The following is a 21,288-nucleotide window of genomic DNA, read 5'->3' as shown; positions in this document are numbered from 1 at the left end:
TTATTGTAAAATATCTGTTAATTGCACCGCAAACATATCAATAATAAAAATTGATAATGATGCCGAAACTACTGCTTCATTGGCAGCTATTCCAACACTTGCAGTTCCACGAGCAGCATTAAAACCTTTGTAACAGCCTATCATTCCTATAAAAAATCCGAAGAAAAAAGTTTTAATTGTAGCTGGTAAAATATCCATAAATTTTATTGATTCTAATACTTGTGCAAAATACCTTGTCATATTAATATCGCCATGTAAATTTACACCAACATATCCTCCAAAAACGCCAACCAAATCTGCATAAAAAACCAATATTGGAACCATTAAAGTAGTGGCTAAAATTCTAGTTACTACCAAATAATTATAAGGATTTATAGCCGAAACTTCCATAGCATCTATTTGCTCTGTCACTTTCATGGAGCCTAATTCTGCACCAATACCAGAGGAAATTCTTCCAGCACATATTAATGCTGTAATTACAGGTGCAATTTCCCTAATTAGTGAAAGCGCTACCATGCCTGGAATCCATGATTCGGCACCAAATTTTGCCAAGGTTGGTCTGGATTGAATTGTAAGAACCAAACCCATAATAAACCCAGTGATGCTAACCAATGGCAAGGTTTTATATCCAATAGCATAGCATTGTCTTAAAAATTCATTTATTTGAAAAGGTGGTTTCAAAATTTCTTTGAAAAACCTTAAGGTGAATAATGAAACGTTACCAGTATTCTCAAAAGTATTTTTTAAATAGGTATTCAAAATTTTAAAATTTAAGGGTTATTTTAATTATTTAAAACCATAATTTTATAGTTTAATATTGCTGCAAAGCATACCCATGAAATATAAGGCACCAGCAACCAAGCTGCCAATTTAGAGAACTTTGAAAATCGCGAAATTGATATGAATATTAAAATAATCATAAAAATAATATCAATAAATGCAAACAATGGCGATTGAAATTTAAAAAATAAAATAGACCACCAAAAATTTAAAAACAATTGTAATGCAAAGATTAATGTTGCTTGGTCTTTGATTTTTTCATTCATATTACTTTTCCAAACTATCCAAAGTGAAATAGACATGAGCAAATATAAAAATGTCCATACAGGACCAAATAAATACCCTGGTGGATTCCAAGAAGGTTTTTGCAAAGATTCAAACCAAACATTATTGTTTGTTGCAGCAATTAATCCAGAAATAATGCCAATGGCTTGACATATGACTATGCAAATAAATAATTTCCACTGTGGAGAAAGTGTATTTTTTTCTATCATATATTTTAGTTTAAAATATCATGCCGTTTAGCTAGTACCAAAGGTTGCTTCTTAAGCTTTGGTGAATTTAAAATTTCTTCTCTTGACTAAACAACATTGATATATTTAAAAAAACTAACTAATAATTACATTGTTTCTTTTTCTTGTTTCGAAGCATCACGCATTTGTTTAACTTTATCATGGTCTGCTTTCAATGCAGTATGATGTTTGCTAAGCATGTCTTTTGCACCACTGTTTGTAGATATTCCATCTTTGGTTAATGCATTTTCATAAGCTTCTAATGCTACATCTTCTCCATATTCGCATGAGTCCAAGATTAATTTTCTGTCGTTTCCTGTTAAAGCAGCTTTAACATCCATCCAAACTCTAAAAAATTTACCAGTTACTCTAGTTCCTTCATCAGGAGTTCCTCCTAACCTATTCACTTCGGCTACAAGTTCAGATTTGCAAGTAAAACTAGTTTGTTGAAAATCTGAAAATAATGATTTTAAATCTCCTGCTTCAGTTTCTTTAGATGCTGTTTCGTAACCTTCAATTCTATCGTTATTAATTACGATTAATGAATTTAATACTTCAATTGTTTTTTCGTTGTCCATCTTTATTTGGTTTAAATTTATAATGATTTATATAATGGTAAAATTCAATAATTTAGTGTCAGAAATTGTTACACATTTTTGTAAATTCGTTATATCATTTCATTAAATTAAAAGATTGTAGGATTGAAAGATTTTAAGATTTTATGACAGTATCATTTAATGACAGTTTAAATTATAGTGGTAACAATATTTTACAAAGTTTTTTCGAGTTTTGTTGGAATTTCGACTTTCGCAATTTCTGTAGGAGGAATTATGCCAGAATACATTTTTGCATAGGCAGCTGTAAATTCTGCACCAAAAAATAATATCATTGATGAATAGGAAACCCAAAGTAAAATTAAAATTACTGAACCTGCAGCGCCATAAATAGAGGCCGGTTCTGCTTGACCGAAGTAGTATGCCAATGCAGTTTTTCCAATGGTAAATAGCAATCCTGTAACCAATGATCCCAACCAAACATGTTTCCATTTAATTTTAGCATCGGGCAGAATCTTGAAAATCATCGCAAAAAGCATGGATATAACAGCTAAGGAAATTATAAAATTTAGGATGTTGAATACCGAAATCATGAACGCCGAAGTATCTACTTTCACCCAATCGCTCATGGCAGCCAAAGCCGTTGAAATAACCAAAGAAATAATTAACAAAAATGCAATTGCCAAAATTAATCCAAAGGAAAACATCCTAGATTTAAGATATAAAATGATTCCATTTTGTTTTTTTAACTTAACATTCCAAATTAAATTCAGTGTTTTTTGAAGTTCTACAAATACTCCAGTAGCACCAATAAGCAAAATTACAATACCTATTACAGATCCCCATAGCGTTGATTTTGATTGACTCGATTTTTCTAAAATATCTTTAATTTGTAAAGCAGTTTCCGAACCCAACGTGGTAGATACTTGACTTAGAATATCTTCGTTTACAGTATCATTTCCAAAAAAATATCCAGCAATTGTAATAATTAAAACCAATAATCCTGGAATACTAAATATGGCATAGTAAGCAATGACTGCACTTTGCCTAAACGGATCTTTTTCGTTCCACTCTTTGAAGGTAATCTTAAATAATTTCCCTAAATTTTTTAATGTGTGTTTTGTATTCATTGTATGTTTTTGTTTGTTATTTTTAAATTATTTTGTTTTCCCTAAATTTGAAAGTCTAATTTTTATATCGTCTAAAGTTGATTTATTTGACTTTCTGGTTTCTACTTCACCTATTAAAAATCCATAAGGTTTTAAAGATTCAATATGATCGCACATAATTTTAAAAATAGCGGTAAGTGGAATAGCCAAAATAATGCCTGGAATTCCCCAAATTAATTCCCCAATAATTAATGCAATAATAGTGAACAGTGCATTTATTTTTACTTGTGCGCCTACAATTAGTGGTTCTAGAACCCAACCTTGAATAAATTGTACAATTCCATAGGTTGCAATAATTCCGATTAACAATGTAGTATCGCCTCCATTTATGGATGTAACCAAAACGGTAATTGTGGTTCCAATTATATTTCCAACAAAAGGAACTATTTCAAGAATACCGCAAAGTATGGCGAAAAAAATGGCGTTTTCTACTCCAATAATACTAAAACCAATACCGTACATAATCCACAGACACACAATCATTTTTAGTAAACCGAGCAAATATTGTTGTGAAATATGGGTGGATCTGTCAATCATTTGTTCCATTTCTTCTCGTTCTGACCTGGCTGAAACTTTCAAGAAAAAATTTCTGATATGGGTTCTATAATAAAGTAAAAAAACATAATAAACTAAAACCAAAATAAGAGTTGAAAAAACATAAGCTATAGATCCAAACATCATTTCCATAATATTTGAAACCGATGGTTTTTCGGATTTTAAAATAGCATCTTGCTCTTTAATAGAAATGTTCAAATTATTAAATATGTAGGTTTGGATTTCTTGGCTCTTCTGAATTGCTTTTTCTTTAATCATGTCAATATCTGTGAAAAGTTCAGACATTTTCCATCCCAAAACACTAATAAGCAAAGCAATAGTTAACAACAATGCCAGCAAACAAAAAAATACAGCAAGTGATCTTGGGATTTTTTTACTTTCCATCCATTTTGAAAATGGTAGAAATAAAGTGGCTAATATTCCTCCTATAAATAGTGGCATTAAAAATTGTTTGGCAAAATAAAGTGCCGAAAAAATCAAAAAAATTAGTAATAATTTCTTTATAACTGAAGTATTTGTTGTGGTCATATTTGTTATATTATTAACAAATAAAATTCACATAAAATGTCATAAAGGTTGTTATAGAATTATATAATAGTATTGCAAGATTTACACCAGAAATTATTATGATTAACCCATGGCGTGCAATTACTTAAATTAACTAAAAAATGATTTTTTACAAAACATATAATCTATTAAAGCGAAAATGTCAGTCTGAGCTTAGCTTGTGCTGACGAAGGAAGCAAAGACCCTATTTAAAAGACACTTCGACAAGCTCAGTGTGACAAAATCGTAATAATTTAGCTATAAAAAATAATTGCACCCAAAGGGCTGTTATTACATAAATTACAATTGAAACTAACTTTTATGCTCAACTTCTTTTTCGATCTGAACAATTACCGCTTTTTCTTTTTTGATTTCTTGCCGAAGGAGTGCAAACAAGCTCATATAAAAATTGGCTATAAAGACCAAGGAGAATTCAGCAATTACGTAGCCAAACCAATTGTCCATCAATAATTTATAACCAGTAAATATTAAAAAGAATAAGGTTATATAATGACTAAAACAATATTCGCAAGTAAATAAGTAAAAGAATTTTCTTTGATAGAGTTTTCCACAATGCAGACTTTTATCGATACAAAAATCTCTTGGTTCTTTGAAAATTTCTTCGTGTGTTACAGTCCAAGAAATGCAAGCAATTGGAATTGAAAGTATGAAAAGCCATAATAATTGATTGTAAACCATCATATTTCAGTATTATTTCTACTGGCTTGAATGCAGTTGAAAAATTCGTTGATAAAAATTTTGGCAAACTTATCAGATTCAAGTTTATTTATAGCCAATCCTGTATCTGTGTATTTATCCTGTACCTTGGAAACTGGAAAATTGGCTGTAAAAGTCCAAGCTCTTAATTTCCAAAATATAAATTGTAAATGTATTAAGGCTTGCGAACCTCCGAATTCTCCTGACGAAACTGTGGAAAATGAAATCGGTTTGCGGTGCCATTCTTCATATAATAAATCGATGACGTTTTTTAAACCAGCAGGAATACTTCCATTATATTCTGGTGTTACAATAATAATGCCATCAGATTTTGTAATTCTAGATACAAAATCTTTCAAATCGTTATCTGGATTTTTAAGATTTTTAAATCGTTCCTCAAAAATAGGAAAATTATATTTTTTTAAATCTAAAATTTCAGCGTTTGCCAAATCATTTTCAGTTAAATACTGCTGGAAATATAAAGCAACATTGTGACTTTTGCGATCGGTTCTAACACTTGATGATATAATGGAAATATTATACATAGTTTTCATTTAAATGTAACTTAGACATGTTTTGTGTATTATAGTAAATTTTTTACCACAGATACACATTTTAAATTGTATTTTAAAAATCTGTGTATCTGTGGTAAAATTAATTAATTTGAATTTAATCGGAATAGAAATTATATTATATTTTCAAGTTCTGGAGACTCTTGAAGCAACAATATCAATTCTTCTGCCACAGCTTCCGATGATTGCGGATTTTGACCAGTAATCAATAATCCGTCTTTAACAACGTAAGATTCCCATGGTTTTTTTTTGGAATAAAATCCACCTTTAGACATCAATTCATTTTCCAATAAAAAAGGTACCACGTCTCTAAGTTTAACAGCATCTTCCTCTTCATTGCTAAAACCGGTTACATTTTTGCCTTTTATAATTAAATTTCCATCCACATCTTTTGCTTTTAAAAGCACTGATGGCGAATGGCAAACTGTGGCTACTGGTTTGTTTTCTTCCCAAAAATCTTCAATGAGTTTTATGGAATAAATATCGTTTGTCAAATCCCATAAAGGACCATGACCACCTGGATAGAAAATAGCATCGAAATTATCAGAGCTTACTTCAGACAACACTTTTGTATTTGCCATAAGCGATAATAATTGGGAATCATTTTTATATCTTACAGTGGCTTCCGTTTGATTTTCTGGAGCATCGCTTGTAGGATCAATTGGTGGCTGACCACCTTTTGGAGATGCCAAAGTAATTTGTACACCTGCTTCTTTAAATAAATAATAAGGTGTTGCAAATTCTTCAATCCAGAAACCAGTTTTGCCGTCAGTATTTCCTAACTTGCTGTGCGATGTTAATACCATTAAGATTTTCATATTTTTATGTTTTAATAATTAAGTTCTACTATACAGTAATATTTCCTTCAACTCCCTCTACTAAATTTTTTCCTGTAACTACTGAAGCTATCATTTTAATACAATTTATAGCTATGCCACCTACAGTATCCCAATAGTAAGCATTTTTAGTGGCTACTTTAATAAGTGAAATATTTGGATCTTCTACACCCTCTTTGAACCAAATTTTAATAGCAGGTGTATATAATTCTTTGATTTTTTCGATATCGGTTACTATCTCTGCTTCACCATTTACAACAACATAACTGCTCTTACCTGGATGCGAAAAAAATAATTGAACATCTTTATCTTTACTAATTTCTTTGTTTTTGTCGCTGTCTTTTCCACTAAAAAACCAAATATTTCCTTCTTCATCCACCTTTTGTGCGCTCATTGGTGTGGCAGTTGCGCCATCGCCAGCTTTTAAATCTGTACAAAAAAAACAGATAGTTATATTATCAACCAGCTCAATTAATTTTTTTACACCTTCATTTTCAATATTTTTTTCTGAATTGCTCATATTTTTCCGTTTTGTTATTTCTTTTTGTTTGGAACACAATTATTCACTTTTTTACCATTTTTGGTTTTGGTTCCTTCTTTTTTATATCCTTTCCAACAAGATTTATCTATTGGATCTGCTACCTTTTTCATACTTTTTACTATTTTAAAAATTCAAATAAAAATAAAATAATGTAGAAAGTCTCCATCTTCTTTTTGTCATGGCGCAAGTTTTTATAAAATTTAAAATGAAAAAAGAATTGGGAAATTCTTTTTTCATTCAAAATTTATTACATAAATTTTGCAATAGCTTTTGATGCGCTGGTTAAAGCTTTACCTAAACTTTTAATTTTGGTAGCTTCAGTTCCTTCAGCTTCCGAAGCAGCTTTGGTAGTTTGTTCGCCCAAAGTTTCCAATAAAGTCACTGCTTTTTTAGTGTCTTTATCGTCAATAGCTTCTTTCAATTTTTTCAAGTTGGAAGCTACTGTTTTCAATTCTTTGTGGTCTTCCAAGGTATCAATCCATTTGCTGATCACTGTAGTCAAACCTGTTCCAGATTTTTTCTCCACATGATCCTCAATTGTTTTTACAGTTGAATCGATTTGTGTACCGTAATTCTTTTCGCTGGTTTTTTCTTTACTTTCCATCTTAAAATTATTTATTTGATTTTTTATAATAATACAAAGTTCAAATAATTGATATTAAATTATTTACACAACTAATTGATATTGTTATATGATTTCAATTTGTTGCATAAAAAAACTGCCATTATAAACTTTTGGTTTTTGATGGCAGTTTGTTGGGTTTAGAAAAGGTTAAAAACTACTTTCTCAACTCTTCTTCCAATATTCTTTTTTTGTCAAGATATTCAGATTCTGTAATGTGACCGTTGGCATAGCGTTTTTGAAGTATGTCGAAAGCAGAATCTTTTCTGCGGCGTTGTCCTGGAATACTATAAGGTATGGCGAATATCCAGAAAAGTAAAATAATCCAAATGGCCCACCAAATGATGTTCATGCCGAAATAATAATTATTATAATCCATAATGTTTGAGTTTTAGTTGTTAATATTCTATTATAATGCGTGAGTGATAGTAGCGGAAATCCTTTTTGAGACCTGACAGGTTTTCAAAACCTGTCAGGTGTTAAAAAGATTGTAGCGTATAGCACGACCCGAAGTTGCGAGGAGGAACGACGAAGCAATGGAGGGTCACGCCCAAAAGATTATTTAAAATGTGCCTCGGAAGTTATGGGGATATTTAATACTTTGGATATGAGGCAGTTTTTTTCGGCATCTTTGACTATGGTTTCAAAATCTGCTGCACTGGTATCTGGAACTTCGCCAGATATTGATAAATGTATGCCTGTAATGGTTAATCCTTCCATGGTGAGTGTGGCTTGGGTGTCCAGATTGGTAACGCTAATTCCTTTTTGAGTAAACATGGAGCTAACTGCCATAGTGAAACAGCCTGCGTGCGCTGCAGCTAGTAATTCTTCTGGATTTGTGCCTTTTTCGCCTTCTTCAAAACGGGTTTTAAAGCTGTAATTTGTATTTTCTAGGACGCCACTTTCTGTGGATAAATTGCCTTTGCCTTCTTTTAAATTTCCTGACCAATGTGCTTTTGCGGTGCGTTTCATACTGTTGTTTTTTAATTGGTTTGTATTTATTTTTACACAAATTTCACTAATTGTCACTAATTGTCACTAATTTGTTAACTCTATTAAATATTATAAAAATAATATATTGGTGAAAATTTGTGCAATTTGTGTTGAATTTTTTAACTCAAATATCTTCTCAAAATCCAAGCCATGGTTTCATGTTGTTGCAGAATTCTGGTAAGCAAATCTGCTGTTCCCGCATCATGATTGTCATCTGCGCAAGTGTCAATATCTTTTCGGATTTCTGCAATTAGGGTTTCGTTGTCTGCGAGCAACTCGCTCATCATATCTTTTTGGTTCGGATATTTATTTGGGGTTTCTTTTAGACGTGAATGTTTTGCAAACTCTACTGTAGTTCCAATAGTTTTTCCACCTAGTTTACTAATGCGCTCTGCAACCTCATCGATTACTTTTTCTAACTGGTTGTAGTGATCCTCAAACAGTTTGTGCAATTCCATAAAACTCTCGCCCGATACGTTCCAATGGAATTTTCTGTATTTGATGTACAATATCATTTCGTCAGATAATACTACCGATAATAAATCGATACTGCTTTTTAGATGTGCTTCTGTAATGCCAATTTTTGGTGTCATATTTTTATTTTTTATTGGTTATTGGTTATTTGTTATTTGTTTTTAATTTTTAATTCGTAATTTTTAATTCGTAATTCGTAATTTTTAATTCGTAATCCTAATTAACCGGTTGATTTATAGATACAAAAAAATCCTCAAGTCTTTTTATATGTTCTTGTGTGAACTTTAAATGTGTTGTTAATGCTTTTTCAGTTTCTGTATCATGCGCATTTTTTATCATTTCTGGCAGAGTGACATTCAAATTTTTTTCAGAATTGTAAATATCAATAAGCTCATCTAGAAATGCATTGCAATTTTTTGATTCAATATGCTTTTGAAACGAATTATCGGTTTTATTTTGATTTGGTTGGTTGTTTTTGGTTGTTATCATTTTGGTTTGAAATAAAGTTTATATCAATGATTGTTATTTATTTTTTATTAAAATTCGGTTTTTTGATGCATGAAATTGTTTGCCTCCAAATTTGCTAATTAATTATTTTACAATTAAATATTAATAGCTTCAAATTAATAGCTAAGCTTTTCAGGTTTCAATAATAGCTAAAATCTGTAAGCTATATCTAGCTCGTTATTTACAAATTCTACCCCAAATGTGTTCCAGGTGATGTTTTCGATTTGGGTTTTTTCTTCGAACGAATTTACTGTGCCTTTGATAGTTACGCTACATCCTGAAACATCAATTTTGATATTGCTAAAATTTGAGTCTATTGTATTTTCAATTTTTTCTTGCAAAATTCCATTCTCATTCATGATCGTTTTGTTTATTTATTGAAAAGTAAAGTTGATTATATTAAATAATAAAACTGTTACATAAATATGCAATAGGTTTATAAAATTTACAGTATTTTTAACCTTAGAAATTAGGTTTTAAAAAACGCATTCCAATGTAAACTACGATACCAATTATAATAAAATACGAAATAAAAATGGCTAAAATTTTGCTGATTTTAAATCGTTCTACTAATATTCTAACAGGATAATTCAATATTCTATATACTAACGAAAATACTTCTCTTTGAGAATTTTCGCCCTTGATCACATATTTTTTTGCACCACTTCTCAAAGCAGCAATTGCTTCTGCAATATCTTCTTTAGAAGATAAAATAATGACTTCTGTTTTGGAACTTATTTTTTTAATATCAGACAATAATATATTTGCTTTTTCTCCTTTCAAATCATAATCGATAATTACAATGGCGGTATTGTAATCTATACTTTTCAACATCGCCTGAGCATCTGTAAATGTTGTTATTTTTAGCGAATTTGGAAATTTATTCTCCAGAAAATCCGCAATTTGGTTGGATGTAAAAACATCGTCTTCTAGTATGTATAAGTTTTGTATAATATGAGTCATTTATTTTATTTTTTGTTTTTAGATTATAAAGCGTCTGAATCGCCAAATTCATTCAATTTCTTTTTGATGGTTCTTGGTGTATTTTTAGATTTCGAACTTAAAGCCGCTGCTTTTTTGGCATCGCTTTTTTTTGGGGTTATGATTTGTACTTTTGGAGGTTTCATTTAAAATTGGTATTAATTTGTTGAAAAGATATGATATCGCCACTCTTCAATATTGAATTATGGCGATTTTATAATTATTGTATTTGCACTCTTTGATTCTGCATTTGACTGATAGATAAAAAAGGATTTAAGTTTGTTTGGCTAGAACTAATGTTTTGACTATTCTTCTCAACCGTTAATCTTGCCATTAAATAACTCACTGTGGATTCTGCTCCCTGATTTAAATTCACATAAGTATCTTCCAAACCATCGTAGCATCCGCCAGTACAAGGATTATAAATAATTTGATTCAAATGATTGTTGCCCAAAAACCATGAAAAAGCAATTTCAGATTTTTTAAAATAATTTTCATCTTCAAAAAAGTTATAAAATTTATTTAAAGCCAAAATGGTGTACGCAACATCAATGGGTTGTTCGCCACCCAATTTTTTCTCATCAATTTTTTCGTTAATTTTTAACCAACCTTTGTTTGAAATAACTTTAATACTATCATCTACAAATATTTTCGATAGTAAAAAGTCGAAGGATGTTTTGGCAATTTCTTTATAAACAGTTTCTCCTGTTGCCAAATGTGCACAAAGCATGGCTTCTGGTAAAATGCTATTTCCATAAGTCAAATAGCTTTCAAACCACTGCCAATCTGGTTTCGATTCGTGTTTGTACATTTGAACCAAACGGTCTGACAAATGCTTAATTAACGATAAATTTTGAAGCGATTTAGTTTGCAAATTGCTATAATACACACCTTTAATTATAAAAGCCATAGCTCTTGTAGAATGAATTTTGTGCACATTGGAAAGTGCAATATGCATAGTTTTTTCTACTTTAACTTTTAAAGTTTCTGGCAACAAATGGCTTATCGAAATTAAATAACCCAATGCCCAAATGGCTCTTCCGTTTGAATCGGCCAAATTTTCGCTATTTTGTTTAGTGAATTTTTTATTGACATCTACATAGTTTAAAAAATGACCCTCAGGTTGCAAACAGAAATTTATAAAATTATAATATTTGGTAATGTACTGAACATCGTCTTGGTTTTGGTACAATTCAAAATGCTGACACATAGCCACCAATGCTCTGGCATTATCGTCTAAAGTATAACCAGTATCAATATCTGGTTGGTTGATTTTAGAAAATTGAATCATAGCAAAATTGGTGGTTAAATTTTTGACATGGTTCAAATTAATTTTTGGCACTTTATATTTCAATGACAATTTATTTTCTGTTATTTCTTCAAATAGTCTTGCATGTGCAATAGCAGAATTTTCCCAAGCAGAAGGCGCCAATCTGTGCAATCCGTTGGCACTAATTAGATTACGAAGTGCTTCATCATTTAGGAGTTTAATGACCGCTTCGCTTAATTGTGATGAGTTTCCAAAATCGATAATAATGCCTGTATCATCTTTCAAAACTTCGCATGCATGAGGAATCGGTGTTGATATTATTGGACAACCAGAACTCATAGCGTAAGAAAATGTGCCACTCACGGCTTGGTTCGGATCTTTGGAGGTAAACAAATAAACATCGGTCAATTGCAAATATTCCAACAAACTTTCCAATTTCAAATATTCGTTTACAAACCGAACATTGTTTTGAAGTTGCAACGCTTTAATTTTATTTTGAAGTGTTTCTCTATATTTTTCACCTTCTTCTCTCGCTACATTAGGATGCGTTTTTCCAATAATTAAGAAGATAGTTTCTGGATTAACTTTCACAATACTTCTTAAAGCATTTATAGTTGTTTCAATAGACTTTCCAGAACTTAGAAGTCCAAAAGTAGCCAATACTTTTTTTCCTGATAAATTATATTTTTCTTTCAGAACGTCTTTGTTAGTATGCTCTACTAAATGAGTTCCGTGAGGAATTACAGTAATTTTATCTTCCATAATGCCATAATTATCAATTAATATTTTTTCTGATGAATTTGTCATAACCACAACTTTGTTTGCAAGTCCTGCAATTTGTTGGACATTTAATTTTAAAATCTCATTTGGATTGGGCAACACTGTGTGAAAAACTATCGCAAATGGTTTGTTTAAATTTTGTAGAAATTGATGGAAATCTTTTTCGTTATTTCTAAAAAAACCGAATTCATGTTGAATCAATACCATTTGAATGTTTGCATTGTTGTTCACATTTTCCAATAATTCAATATAAGAATTAGAATCATCTGTTGTCAATGTATATTCAATGTTTTCTGGATAAACATGGATTTCATTTTCCAATTCCAAGGCACAAATTTTTAAATCGAATGATTTTTTAAACTTGTTATTTATAGCCAAAATTAAGTCCTGTGAATAAGTTGCAATACCACATTCCCTTGGTGGAAAAGAGGTCATAAATAGAATTTCAGTAGTTTTTCGACTGCTTTCAAAACCATTTTTTTTATTTAAAGAAATAACTTTAATTTGGTTTTCAACACTTGAAGTGTTTCTTCTTTTATAGGCAATTTTATTTATCATGATGTGTGGTATTTGATATTAATTCGTTTAGTAATTCAGATAATTTTACGGTAGCACAAGCAATTTGTTCATCGGCAGCGCCATAATATATATACAATGTATCTTCGATAACGATAGCGCCCGTTGGAAAACAAACATTGTTTACTTCACCAGTTAATTCCCACTCATGATCGGGTTTGAACAAAGCATAAGGCAATCTAGAAATTAATTTTTGAGGATTATTGATATCCAAAAGTGCTGCACATGCACAATAAACATATCCTTTGACAGTATCGTAAACACCATGATAAATAATTAACCAACCCACACTTGTTTCAATAGGCGGACAACCACCACCAATGTAACTGACCTCATGTTTGTGTTTTGGAGAAAGCACGATATACTCTTTTAAATGCAAAAAATAGTTTTGCCAAAATTCTGGTGTTAGCTCTTCCAAATCTTTAACAGCTACTATTTGAATATCCGGCTTTATGCGATGCAAAAAATGAAATTTGCCATGTATCTTTCTTGGAAAGAAAACCACATTTTTATCCCACACTAAAACTTTTTTACCTTTTTTCTCTTTTATTTTTTCGTGTTCGTTGTAGCGCAAATACTTTTCGTTGATTTTGCCTTTAATTTGAGCCAATCTAGCAAATTCGTCATATCCAATTTGAGGCACAATTATGCCTTTTTTTTCCCAGTGAATTAAGTCTGTAGAAGTAGCCAAAGCGCCCAATGCATTTACACCATCGTATGCGCAATATGAAATATAAAATAAATCATCAATTTTTACAATTCGAGGATCTTCTACACCATGAACTTCATATTCAAATTGAGGAAAAATAACAGGAATATCAAATCTTTCTGCCACTTCAAAAGGAGTTTTCATTTTGCAATATCCAATGGTCGAATAATTGCCTTTTCCAACTGCTCTATAAAAAATATGAATAAAATCGCCGTAGTGAATCACGCCAGGGTTCAAAACACCCTCAACCTCGAAACCAAGACCAGATTTTTGCAGAATTATACCTTCTTTTTTTACTTCGAGTTTTGATTCTAACATAGCGTTTTATTTATATTATTGAATCATAAAGGTCAGTTTATTGACTGTAATACAGTTATATAACTTTTCGTATAAGTTATATGATTCACATATAAAAAAAGAGAGCTGTTGTATAAAACAAACAGCCCTCTCTAACAAAAAACAAAACTAAACTAACTAACCTTAATTTTATTAATAATTTGTTTTCAACTCTACTCTTCTGTTTTTTGCACGTCCGAGTGTTGTTTTATTACTTGCTACGGGTTTTGATTCTCCATAACCTATTCCTGTTAACCTTGATTTTGAAACTCCTTTTCCAATTAAGTATTCAACTACAGATTCCGTTCTTTTTTGAGATAGATCCATGTTGAAATTTTCTTCTCCTTGACTATCTGTATGACCTTCAATTACTAGATTTGCGCCATCATATTTATACAATATTTTAGCCAATTCATCCAATTGAGATAGTGAAGCTACTTTCAATTTATTGCTATTGCTTTCAAAGAAAAGTTTACTTCCAATAAAGGTGATTCTTTTCACATCTTCTTTAGCAATTTCTGGACAACCTTTGTTTGATATATTTCCTTTTACATTTGGACATCTGTCTTCGTTATCTGCTACACCATCGGCGTCAGCATCTGGACAACCTTTCAAACCTACTACACCAGCTACATCTGGGCAATTATCTTCATCGTCCATTACACCATCTTTATCTGAATCTGTTGGACAACCTTTCGCATCCACTCGAGCACCAGTTTTTGAATTCGGACATTTATCATCTAAATCCGCTACACCGTCTCTATCTGCATCTGGACAACCTTTTAAAGCTGCAGTTCCAGCTACATCAGGACAACGATCAGTTTTATCAGCAACACCATCGCCATCTTTATCAGGACAGCCACTCAAAGCTTTGGTTCCAGCAACATCAGGACAGGTATCCAAATAATCTGCTACACCATCGGCATCTTTATCAACTGGGCAACCTTTTTTATCTACAGCAACACCACTTGGCGTGTCTGCACATTCATCGTTTTTATCGGAAACACCATCTAAATCAGCATCTTTTTTGCTTCCTAAATTGAAAGTTAAACCAGCCATGTGTGATAAGTATGAATCTTTTTCACCATCTACCACACCATCTCTTCTATCTTTGTTTGCAAAAGAAAAAGTTTCTTGTAGGTTTAACATCACCCATGGTGATAATCTAAAATTGATACCAGCACCCGCAGTTGGCAACATATAATCAATTTTTTCTTGATGAAAATTTACATCATTATCAAAAAGGATAGCACCAACTCCAGCGAAAACGTAAGGTCTTATTATGTATTCTGGCGCAGTAATGTTAAATCTTAAATTTAAAGATGCAGCATTAAAGTCGCTTTTGAAACCGCCATTTGTACCATTGCTACCATCGTAACCAATTGTACCTTTAGATAATAATAAGTTAGCATCGAAAAGTTTCCCCAAATATCTAGATACTGATAATCCGCCGAAGCCGTAAAATGCTTGGTCTGTTTTGTAGAAACTTCTACCTAGGTCACCATGATATTGTGTTACACCACCATGAACACCTATATTCCATTTTTTTTCTTCTGTTTGTGATCTTGATGTAAATGTAAACCCGATACATATACATAGAAATAATAATTTTTTCATTTGTTTTAATATTTTATTGTTGGTACAAATTTCATACAATAACAGATGATGTTTGTTACATAACTTTTAGATTTTTTTGCGAGATTCACATTTTTGGTGATGGATTGTGAGTTGTGGGTAATTGTGTTGAGATATAAAGTAGGTTGCCAGAGTATACAGGTAGGCTGTTAGAGAAGCAAAGTAGTGAGGCAGAGTATAAAAGTAAATAGTTTGAGTAAAAAAATAGGATGCCTGAGTATAAAAATAAGTATCCTGAGTACGAAAGTGGGATGCTAGAGTATCAAACTAAGCAACCTGAGTATAAAAGTGTGATGCTTTTTTTGTCATTTCGAGTAACGAGGAATCTCATATCTTGACCAACGAATGTAGCAGCTGGTGAGATTCCTCGTTCCTCGAAATGACAAATTCATAGACAATATAGCTTTAACTTAATAACATTGAGTGTGATGCTGAGTATTTACTAGGTAATAATAAAACAAAAAACCCGTTTCAATTACTGAAACGGGTTTTGGGTATAATAAAAATGAATACTAGAATTGGTAACCCAATCTAACACCACCTGATAATCTTGGAGAAAATTCAAATCCACTATTGTCTGGAGAAATTGTAGTTTCACTTGTACTTACAACACTACCTGTTGTAGTTTGAGAGCTTAAAACAGTATCCTTTTGAGTTGTAGATAAGAAAGCCAATCCAACTTCTACTCCTAAGTATAATTTTTTAGCAATATAGTAATCAGCCCCAGTTATTAAACGAACACCAAAATAAGTTTCAGCAAAACGAGCAGGTATTTCTGGTGTTGCAGGTGGTCCAACTGTTGCTGCTGAAAAAGGTCTATTTGCATTTTTTAATTTTGTATAATCCCCAGATGGATTGTCAGTTTCTTCTTCATTGTTACCCGAAGTTCCAAAAACTAAATCTGCACCTGCATAAGTTGACAATCTGTCTGTACCTGCAAAATGTTTCTCAACACCAATATTCACATCAAAAGATGATTGTCTGATGAATGAGGTTGTTGAAGTTGGATTAGGTGTAGGTGGTGTAGGTGTAGGAGCTGTAACAGTTGTAAATGTTGGCGTACCTTCACTAGCATTTCTGAATGCAGAAAAACCTATTCTTAATCCTAAATCTTCTTTTATGAAGTACCTGAATCTTAACATTGGAGCAGCACCTAATGTACCGTTGTTAAGATCGTAACCAGAATTGTTTAAACCACCTGTTAAACCTACTTCTGTAGTAACCGAACCTTCGCAAGGCTTGTAACCACCTACTTTATCATCCTGTGCGTAAGTTGAAATTGCGAAAATTGAAATCGCAGCAACTGTAAATAATTTTTTCATCTTTGATTTTATTTGTTAAAATATATTGCAAAAATAAACATAGTTCGATAAGTTAAACTAAAAAAAATGTTAAAATTAACAGTTCATAATCAAGTTTTGAGGTAAGTGTTTCATTATTAATATTATTTTAAAAAATACGTATTAAACTAGCGTGTAATTGGTTTATTAATGAATTATAAATCCAAAAAAAATGATAATTTAATAATTTACAATTTTGCATAAAATATCTTTAATCCATTGGGTATAATTATTTTTATATCTAATTTTTACAGTTTTGTCACACTGAGCTTAGCTTTTGCTGATGAATGAAGTAAAGTGTCTTTTAATTGGGTCTTTAACATCCTTCGTTTGCAAAAGCTATGCTAGGACAGATACTTTGATTCTAATGAATTAAATTTTAAATAAAAAATTGATTTTTCACTTAATTTAATTAATTGAACCCAATGGAGTAATGTCTTCCTATTGTTTACAAAAAAATCCTCATCAAAATTATTGATTGGGACTTTTAAATTTTATTTTAAGAATTTATTCTATTATTAATTTACTTGAATATTTGGTTTCTTTAAAGTTAGTTTGAACAATGTAAGTTCCTATTTTCAAATCGTTAACATTTATCATATCAGAATTATTTTCTAGAATAACTTCTTTAACTTTTCTTCCTAAAGTATCAAATATTTCGATTTTAACTTTTTTTGTACCTATAAACGGTAGTAATTTTACAGAAAAGGATTTTTCTGCAGGATTTGGATAGATAAATAATCTATTCGAATCGTTTTGAACCTGAGTAGTTGATAAACTCGTATTCACATCGCCATACCAAGCGCCACGACAACCTGTAGAAACATAAATTCTGTTTTGAACTTTCATGTCGCCTTCTATATTGCCAACAATTCCTTCTGGGATATTTACAGTTCCCAAATCAGTAAAAGTTAAACCTAGATCATAGGAAACAAAAATGCTTTCTAAACTTCCTATTTTTCCATATACAAGTAAAGACGCCACATTGGTGCCTGGTTTTTTCATACCAAATCCAAAAGCATACACTTCTTGAATTGAAGTTAAAGAATTGAAAGTTGCTCCACCATCTGTAGAATGAAATAATTTTCGAGATTCAGGATTGGTATCGTTTTGCAAAATAAAATTATTAAATGGTACAAACCAAATATCGCCTTCCAGAAACGGGTTGGCTTTTAATTGTGCATTTCCTGAAATTGGCAATGAACCTGTACTCATAATTTGCCAATCTTGTCCGCCATTTGTGGATTGTCTTAATTCTACAATAAAATTAAAATTTGGTGTTCCAGAAATTGGAACTCTTCTATTATAGTAATAGTAAAATTTATTGCCATTAACTTTATCACTTTCAAGTGATTTTCCTATTGAATAAGATGAATTGAGTGTAAACGGAAAATTGCCTTCGCTGTAATTTATATCATTGCAATAATTCCAAGAATTACCACCGTTGGTTGTAAATCTTGGTTGATTTTTTATGGGTGTTGCACAATTTGGCAAACTACTGGTAAAATTTGGAACCCAAACCATATTATTAATATTTGTTGCAGAAATAGCAATGTTTCCGCCCCAAGGTGCATTCGAACAATCTTCAAATTGTGTATTTATATTTTGCCAGTTTGCGCCACCATCATTGGTTTTTATGATTCTTTTTTCGTTTACAGGATTATCATTATTTTGACCAATGATTGCCATTGTATTTGGATTTTGAAAACTATATTCTAAACTTACCGAAGCTCCAAATCCTAATGATGCATCTACTTTACTAAAACCTGCATTGTCTAAATTTTGATATTTTAATGCCATAACATCCATAACGCTAGTAAACAAAGGAGTTGTATTGGGCAATGGTGGCGAAATCATGGAATTGACACATAAAATTTCTAAATCTTTCATTACATTGTTTCCCGTAATAATTACAGGATTTGCTGTAATATCTTCAACTTTTAATATGCCATTTCCGCTTGTAATCCATATTTTTTTATTGTCTATTGCATCAAATGAAATATCGCCAACCCAATCATAACCATCAGTATTTATCCAACTATTTGGTGCTGTATAAATTGATTGTTTGTAATTAGGGATACAACTTTGGTAACCAGAAATGGGTTCCGTTGTTAAAATTCTCCAGTTCGGTGAAGTGGATTCGAAATTTTCTGTATAAAATATTTTTATAGGCGTAGTTCCACGAACTGCAACGTAAACTGTGTTTGGAAAACCTGGCCGGATGCCAATAGCATTGAATCTGTATTTGCTGTAAAATGGACAATTGAAATTATTTGCCAAACCTGGCGTTTTGTTAGTGTAAGTACCTGAACAATTTGTAGAATTTGGAATAAACTCCCAAACTTCTCCGATAAAATCATCATTATCAGCAATTAATGCTATAATTAAACGATTGTTTTCAAATGTTGCACGAACTGGATTGTATACATTAATATTGAAACCGTTAGATAAAAAACACCAAGACACGCCACCATCGTTGCTTCGATAAATACCTTGGTCGATTAAACCAATATAAATATTTTTAGAAACCGTTTGCGAATTGATTGTAATTTTACTACTTGCATCGAAAACTACGAAACTAATGCCGCCATTTTCAGGAGTTCCATTTAATGGTAGTCCACCATTTCCACCAGTTTGTGTAAACGAAGTTACTTTGTTCCAATTGGTTGCCGCATTTGTGGTTTTAAATAATCCATCGAATCTAGTGCCACAATAAACTACGTTGCTATTGTTTGGATCGATAGCCAATTTTTCGCCAGAACAACGCCAAGCACCATTGCCCAATACTTTTCTGTTTTCGTCCCAATCTTGGTTGATTGTCCAACTTTGACCATTGTTTACTGATTTTAAAAGATACGATTTGTACCCATAATTACCAGAAAGTGCATAAATAACTTGGTTGTTTCCCCAAGTTGTTTTGTCAATTGCAAAACTTTCTACACTCGAAATATCTCTTTGATTGATGGTTATTAGATTATCAAAAAGATTAATCCACTTTTGATTTACATCATCAAACCTAAAAATTCCACCAACATCGGTTCGAATATATTTTGCATTATTTATCGGATTTATAGACAATCCATCCACATAACCCATTCCGAGAGTCGAAACATTTTTCCAATTTACTTGTGCATTCAATAGTTGTGACAAGCATAAAATACTAGCAATAATAATTTTTTTCATTCTATTTCCTTTTTTAGTTGTTTGTTTAAATAATAAAATAGGGAGTTTTATGAAATTTTATAACATTATGAATTCTAGGTTATTATGTAAATATACAAAACTATTGTAAGAAAAAATCCCAAACAATAAAATTTTTGTTTGGGATTTGAATTAATTATGAATTTTTGAGGAATAATGTCAGATGTTTAAACAAACAAACCTTCAATACTTAAATACCTTTCGCCAGTGTCATAACAAAAAGTAAGTACTTTTGAATTTTCTGGTATTTCAGACAATTTTTTGGCAACTGCTGCTAGAGATGCTCCAGATGATATTCCAATAAGCATTCCTTCTTCCTTTGCTGCTCTTTGAGTGTAGGCAAAAGCATCATCTTTGCTCACTTGTATTACACCATCCAATAAATCTTTATGCAAATTTACAGGAATAAAGCCTGCTCCAATACCTTGAATAGGATGTGGAGATGGCGCGCCACCACTTATAACCGGAGAAGCTTCTGGTTCTACAGCATACACTTGTAAGTTTGGATAATGTCTTTTCAAAATTTCTGCACAACCTGTAATGTGTCCACCTGTTCCAACACCAGTTATCAAATAATCCAATCCGTCAGGAAATGCATTGATAATTTCTTGTGCTGTCGTTTTTTTATGAATTTCGATATTAGACGGGTTTTCAAATTGTAGTGGTGCCCATGAATTTGGTATTTCTTGGATTAACTCAGCGGCTTTTTCAATAGCACCTTTCATTCCTTTTTCGCGAGGTGTGAGTACAAATTCTGCTCCATAAATACTCATTAAACGTCGGCGCTCTACTGACATAGATTCTGGCATTACCAAAATTAGTTTATATCCTTTTACAGCAGCAACCATAGCCAAACCAATTCCAGTATTTCCAGAAGTGGCTTCAATAATAGTACTTCCTTGTTTTAAAATCCCTTGTTGTTCCGCATCTTCTATCATAGATAACGCAATTCTATCTTTGATACTTGCGCCAGGATTGGCTCTTTCTAACTTAATATATACAGAATGATTGTCGCCAAAGAGTTTATTAATTTTCACATGTGGCGTATTGCCAATAGTTTCTAGTATGTTGTTGAATTTCAT

Annotated in this window: 23 protein-coding genes; all 23 read right to left on the bottom strand. The window is 31.6% G+C overall.

Annotation, left to right across the window (positions count from 1 at the left end):
* Positions 1-759: an ABC transporter permease gene (locus tag RMN92_RS13515; RefSeq protein ID WP_309609963.1), complete on the bottom strand. Its 759-nt coding sequence runs from the start codon at positions 757-759 to the stop codon at positions 1-3.
* A 23-nt stretch (positions 760-782) separates the two neighbouring features.
* The gene (locus RMN92_RS13510) at positions 783-1,274 is read right to left on the bottom strand and encodes a TspO/MBR family protein (protein ID WP_309609962.1); all 492 of its coding nucleotides are present in this window, start codon (positions 1,272-1,274) and stop codon (positions 783-785) included.
* 125 nt (positions 1,275-1,399) lie between these two features.
* The gene (locus RMN92_RS13505; RefSeq protein ID WP_309609961.1) at positions 1,400-1,870 is read right to left on the bottom strand and encodes a PA2169 family four-helix-bundle protein; all 471 of its coding nucleotides are present in this window, start codon (positions 1,868-1,870) and stop codon (positions 1,400-1,402) included.
* A 191-nt stretch (positions 1,871-2,061) separates the two neighbouring features.
* Entirely contained in the window at positions 2,062-2,976 is a 915-nt protein-coding gene (locus RMN92_RS13500) for a YihY/virulence factor BrkB family protein (protein ID WP_309609960.1), read from the bottom strand.
* A gap of 27 nt (positions 2,977-3,003) precedes the next feature.
* Positions 3,004-4,098 (bottom strand): AI-2E family transporter, encoded by a 1,095-nt coding sequence (locus RMN92_RS13495; RefSeq protein ID WP_309609959.1) that lies wholly within the window; start codon positions 4,096-4,098, stop codon positions 3,004-3,006.
* A gap of 330 nt (positions 4,099-4,428) precedes the next feature.
* On the bottom strand, positions 4,429-4,818 hold the full coding sequence (locus RMN92_RS13490) for a hypothetical protein (RefSeq protein ID WP_309609958.1): 390 nt from the start codon (positions 4,816-4,818) through the stop codon (positions 4,429-4,431).
* Entirely contained in the window at positions 4,815-5,387 is a 573-nt protein-coding gene (locus RMN92_RS13485; RefSeq protein ID WP_309609957.1) for an NAD(P)H-dependent oxidoreductase, read from the bottom strand. Before RMN92_RS13485 ends, RMN92_RS13490 begins: the two co-directional genes overlap by 4 nt.
* A 131-nt stretch (positions 5,388-5,518) precedes the next feature.
* Positions 5,519-6,223: a type 1 glutamine amidotransferase domain-containing protein gene (locus RMN92_RS13480; RefSeq protein ID WP_309609956.1), complete on the bottom strand. Its 705-nt coding sequence runs from the start codon at positions 6,221-6,223 to the stop codon at positions 5,519-5,521.
* Positions 6,224-6,251: 28 nt separating this feature from the next.
* Positions 6,252-6,761, bottom strand: a complete 510-nt coding sequence (locus RMN92_RS13475; RefSeq protein ID WP_309609955.1) for a pyridoxamine 5'-phosphate oxidase family protein — start codon at positions 6,759-6,761, stop codon at positions 6,252-6,254.
* A gap of 268 nt (positions 6,762-7,029) precedes the next feature.
* Entirely contained in the window at positions 7,030-7,386 is a 357-nt protein-coding gene (locus RMN92_RS13470) for a hypothetical protein (protein WP_309609954.1), read from the bottom strand.
* Between the two features lie 175 nt (positions 7,387-7,561).
* The gene (locus tag RMN92_RS13465; RefSeq protein ID WP_309609953.1) at positions 7,562-7,783 is read right to left on the bottom strand and encodes an SHOCT domain-containing protein; all 222 of its coding nucleotides are present in this window, start codon (positions 7,781-7,783) and stop codon (positions 7,562-7,564) included.
* Positions 7,784-7,962: 179 nt separating this feature from the next.
* Complete coding sequence (locus RMN92_RS13460) at positions 7,963-8,376, bottom strand: OsmC family protein (RefSeq protein WP_309609952.1); 414 nt, start codon at positions 8,374-8,376, stop codon at positions 7,963-7,965.
* Positions 8,377-8,516: 140 nt separating this feature from the next.
* Positions 8,517-8,990 (bottom strand): DNA starvation/stationary phase protection protein, encoded by a 474-nt coding sequence (locus RMN92_RS13455; RefSeq protein ID WP_309609951.1) that lies wholly within the window; start codon positions 8,988-8,990, stop codon positions 8,517-8,519.
* Positions 8,991-9,087: 97 nt separating this feature from the next.
* Entirely contained in the window at positions 9,088-9,360 is a 273-nt protein-coding gene (locus tag RMN92_RS13450; RefSeq protein WP_309609950.1) for a DUF892 family protein, read from the bottom strand.
* Between the two features lie 167 nt (positions 9,361-9,527).
* On the bottom strand, positions 9,528-9,737 hold the full coding sequence (locus RMN92_RS13445) for a BON domain-containing protein (RefSeq protein WP_309609949.1): 210 nt from the start codon (positions 9,735-9,737) through the stop codon (positions 9,528-9,530).
* A gap of 103 nt (positions 9,738-9,840) precedes the next feature.
* Complete coding sequence (locus RMN92_RS13440) at positions 9,841-10,341, bottom strand: response regulator (RefSeq protein ID WP_309609948.1); 501 nt, start codon at positions 10,339-10,341, stop codon at positions 9,841-9,843.
* Positions 10,342-10,364: 23 nt separating this feature from the next.
* The gene (locus tag RMN92_RS13435) at positions 10,365-10,505 is read right to left on the bottom strand and encodes a hypothetical protein (protein ID WP_309609947.1); all 141 of its coding nucleotides are present in this window, start codon (positions 10,503-10,505) and stop codon (positions 10,365-10,367) included.
* 74 nt (positions 10,506-10,579) lie between these two features.
* A complete protein-coding gene (locus tag RMN92_RS13430) occupies positions 10,580-12,967 on the bottom strand; it encodes a glycosyltransferase (RefSeq protein ID WP_309609946.1) in 2,388 nt (795 codons plus the stop codon).
* On the bottom strand, positions 12,957-14,012 hold the full coding sequence (locus RMN92_RS13425) for a pesticidal protein Cry7Aa (protein WP_309609945.1): 1,056 nt from the start codon (positions 14,010-14,012) through the stop codon (positions 12,957-12,959). The genes RMN92_RS13430 and RMN92_RS13425 overlap by 11 nt, the downstream gene beginning before the upstream one ends.
* 171 nt (positions 14,013-14,183) lie before the next feature.
* Entirely contained in the window at positions 14,184-15,647 is a 1,464-nt protein-coding gene (locus RMN92_RS13420; protein ID WP_309609944.1) for an OmpA family protein, read from the bottom strand.
* Between the two features lie 530 nt (positions 15,648-16,177).
* Positions 16,178-16,987 carry an outer membrane beta-barrel protein gene (locus tag RMN92_RS13415; RefSeq protein WP_309609943.1) on the bottom strand — a complete coding sequence of 270 codons (810 nt, stop codon included), beginning with the start codon at positions 16,985-16,987 and terminating at the stop codon, positions 16,178-16,180.
* Positions 16,988-17,512: 525 nt separating this feature from the next.
* Positions 17,513-20,188, bottom strand: a complete 2,676-nt coding sequence (locus tag RMN92_RS13410) for a T9SS type A sorting domain-containing protein (protein WP_309609942.1) — start codon at positions 20,186-20,188, stop codon at positions 17,513-17,515.
* A gap of 185 nt (positions 20,189-20,373) precedes the next feature.
* Complete coding sequence (gene cysK / locus RMN92_RS13405) at positions 20,374-21,288, bottom strand: cysteine synthase A (protein WP_309609941.1); 915 nt, start codon at positions 21,286-21,288, stop codon at positions 20,374-20,376.

The sequence above is a fragment of the Flavobacterium sp. genome (genome assembly GCF_031363805.1).
GTDB lineage: Bacteria > Bacteroidota > Bacteroidia > Flavobacteriales > Flavobacteriaceae > Flavobacterium.
Note: the sequence above shows the minus strand (reverse complement) of the source record. Positions and strands in the feature narration are given on the sequence as shown.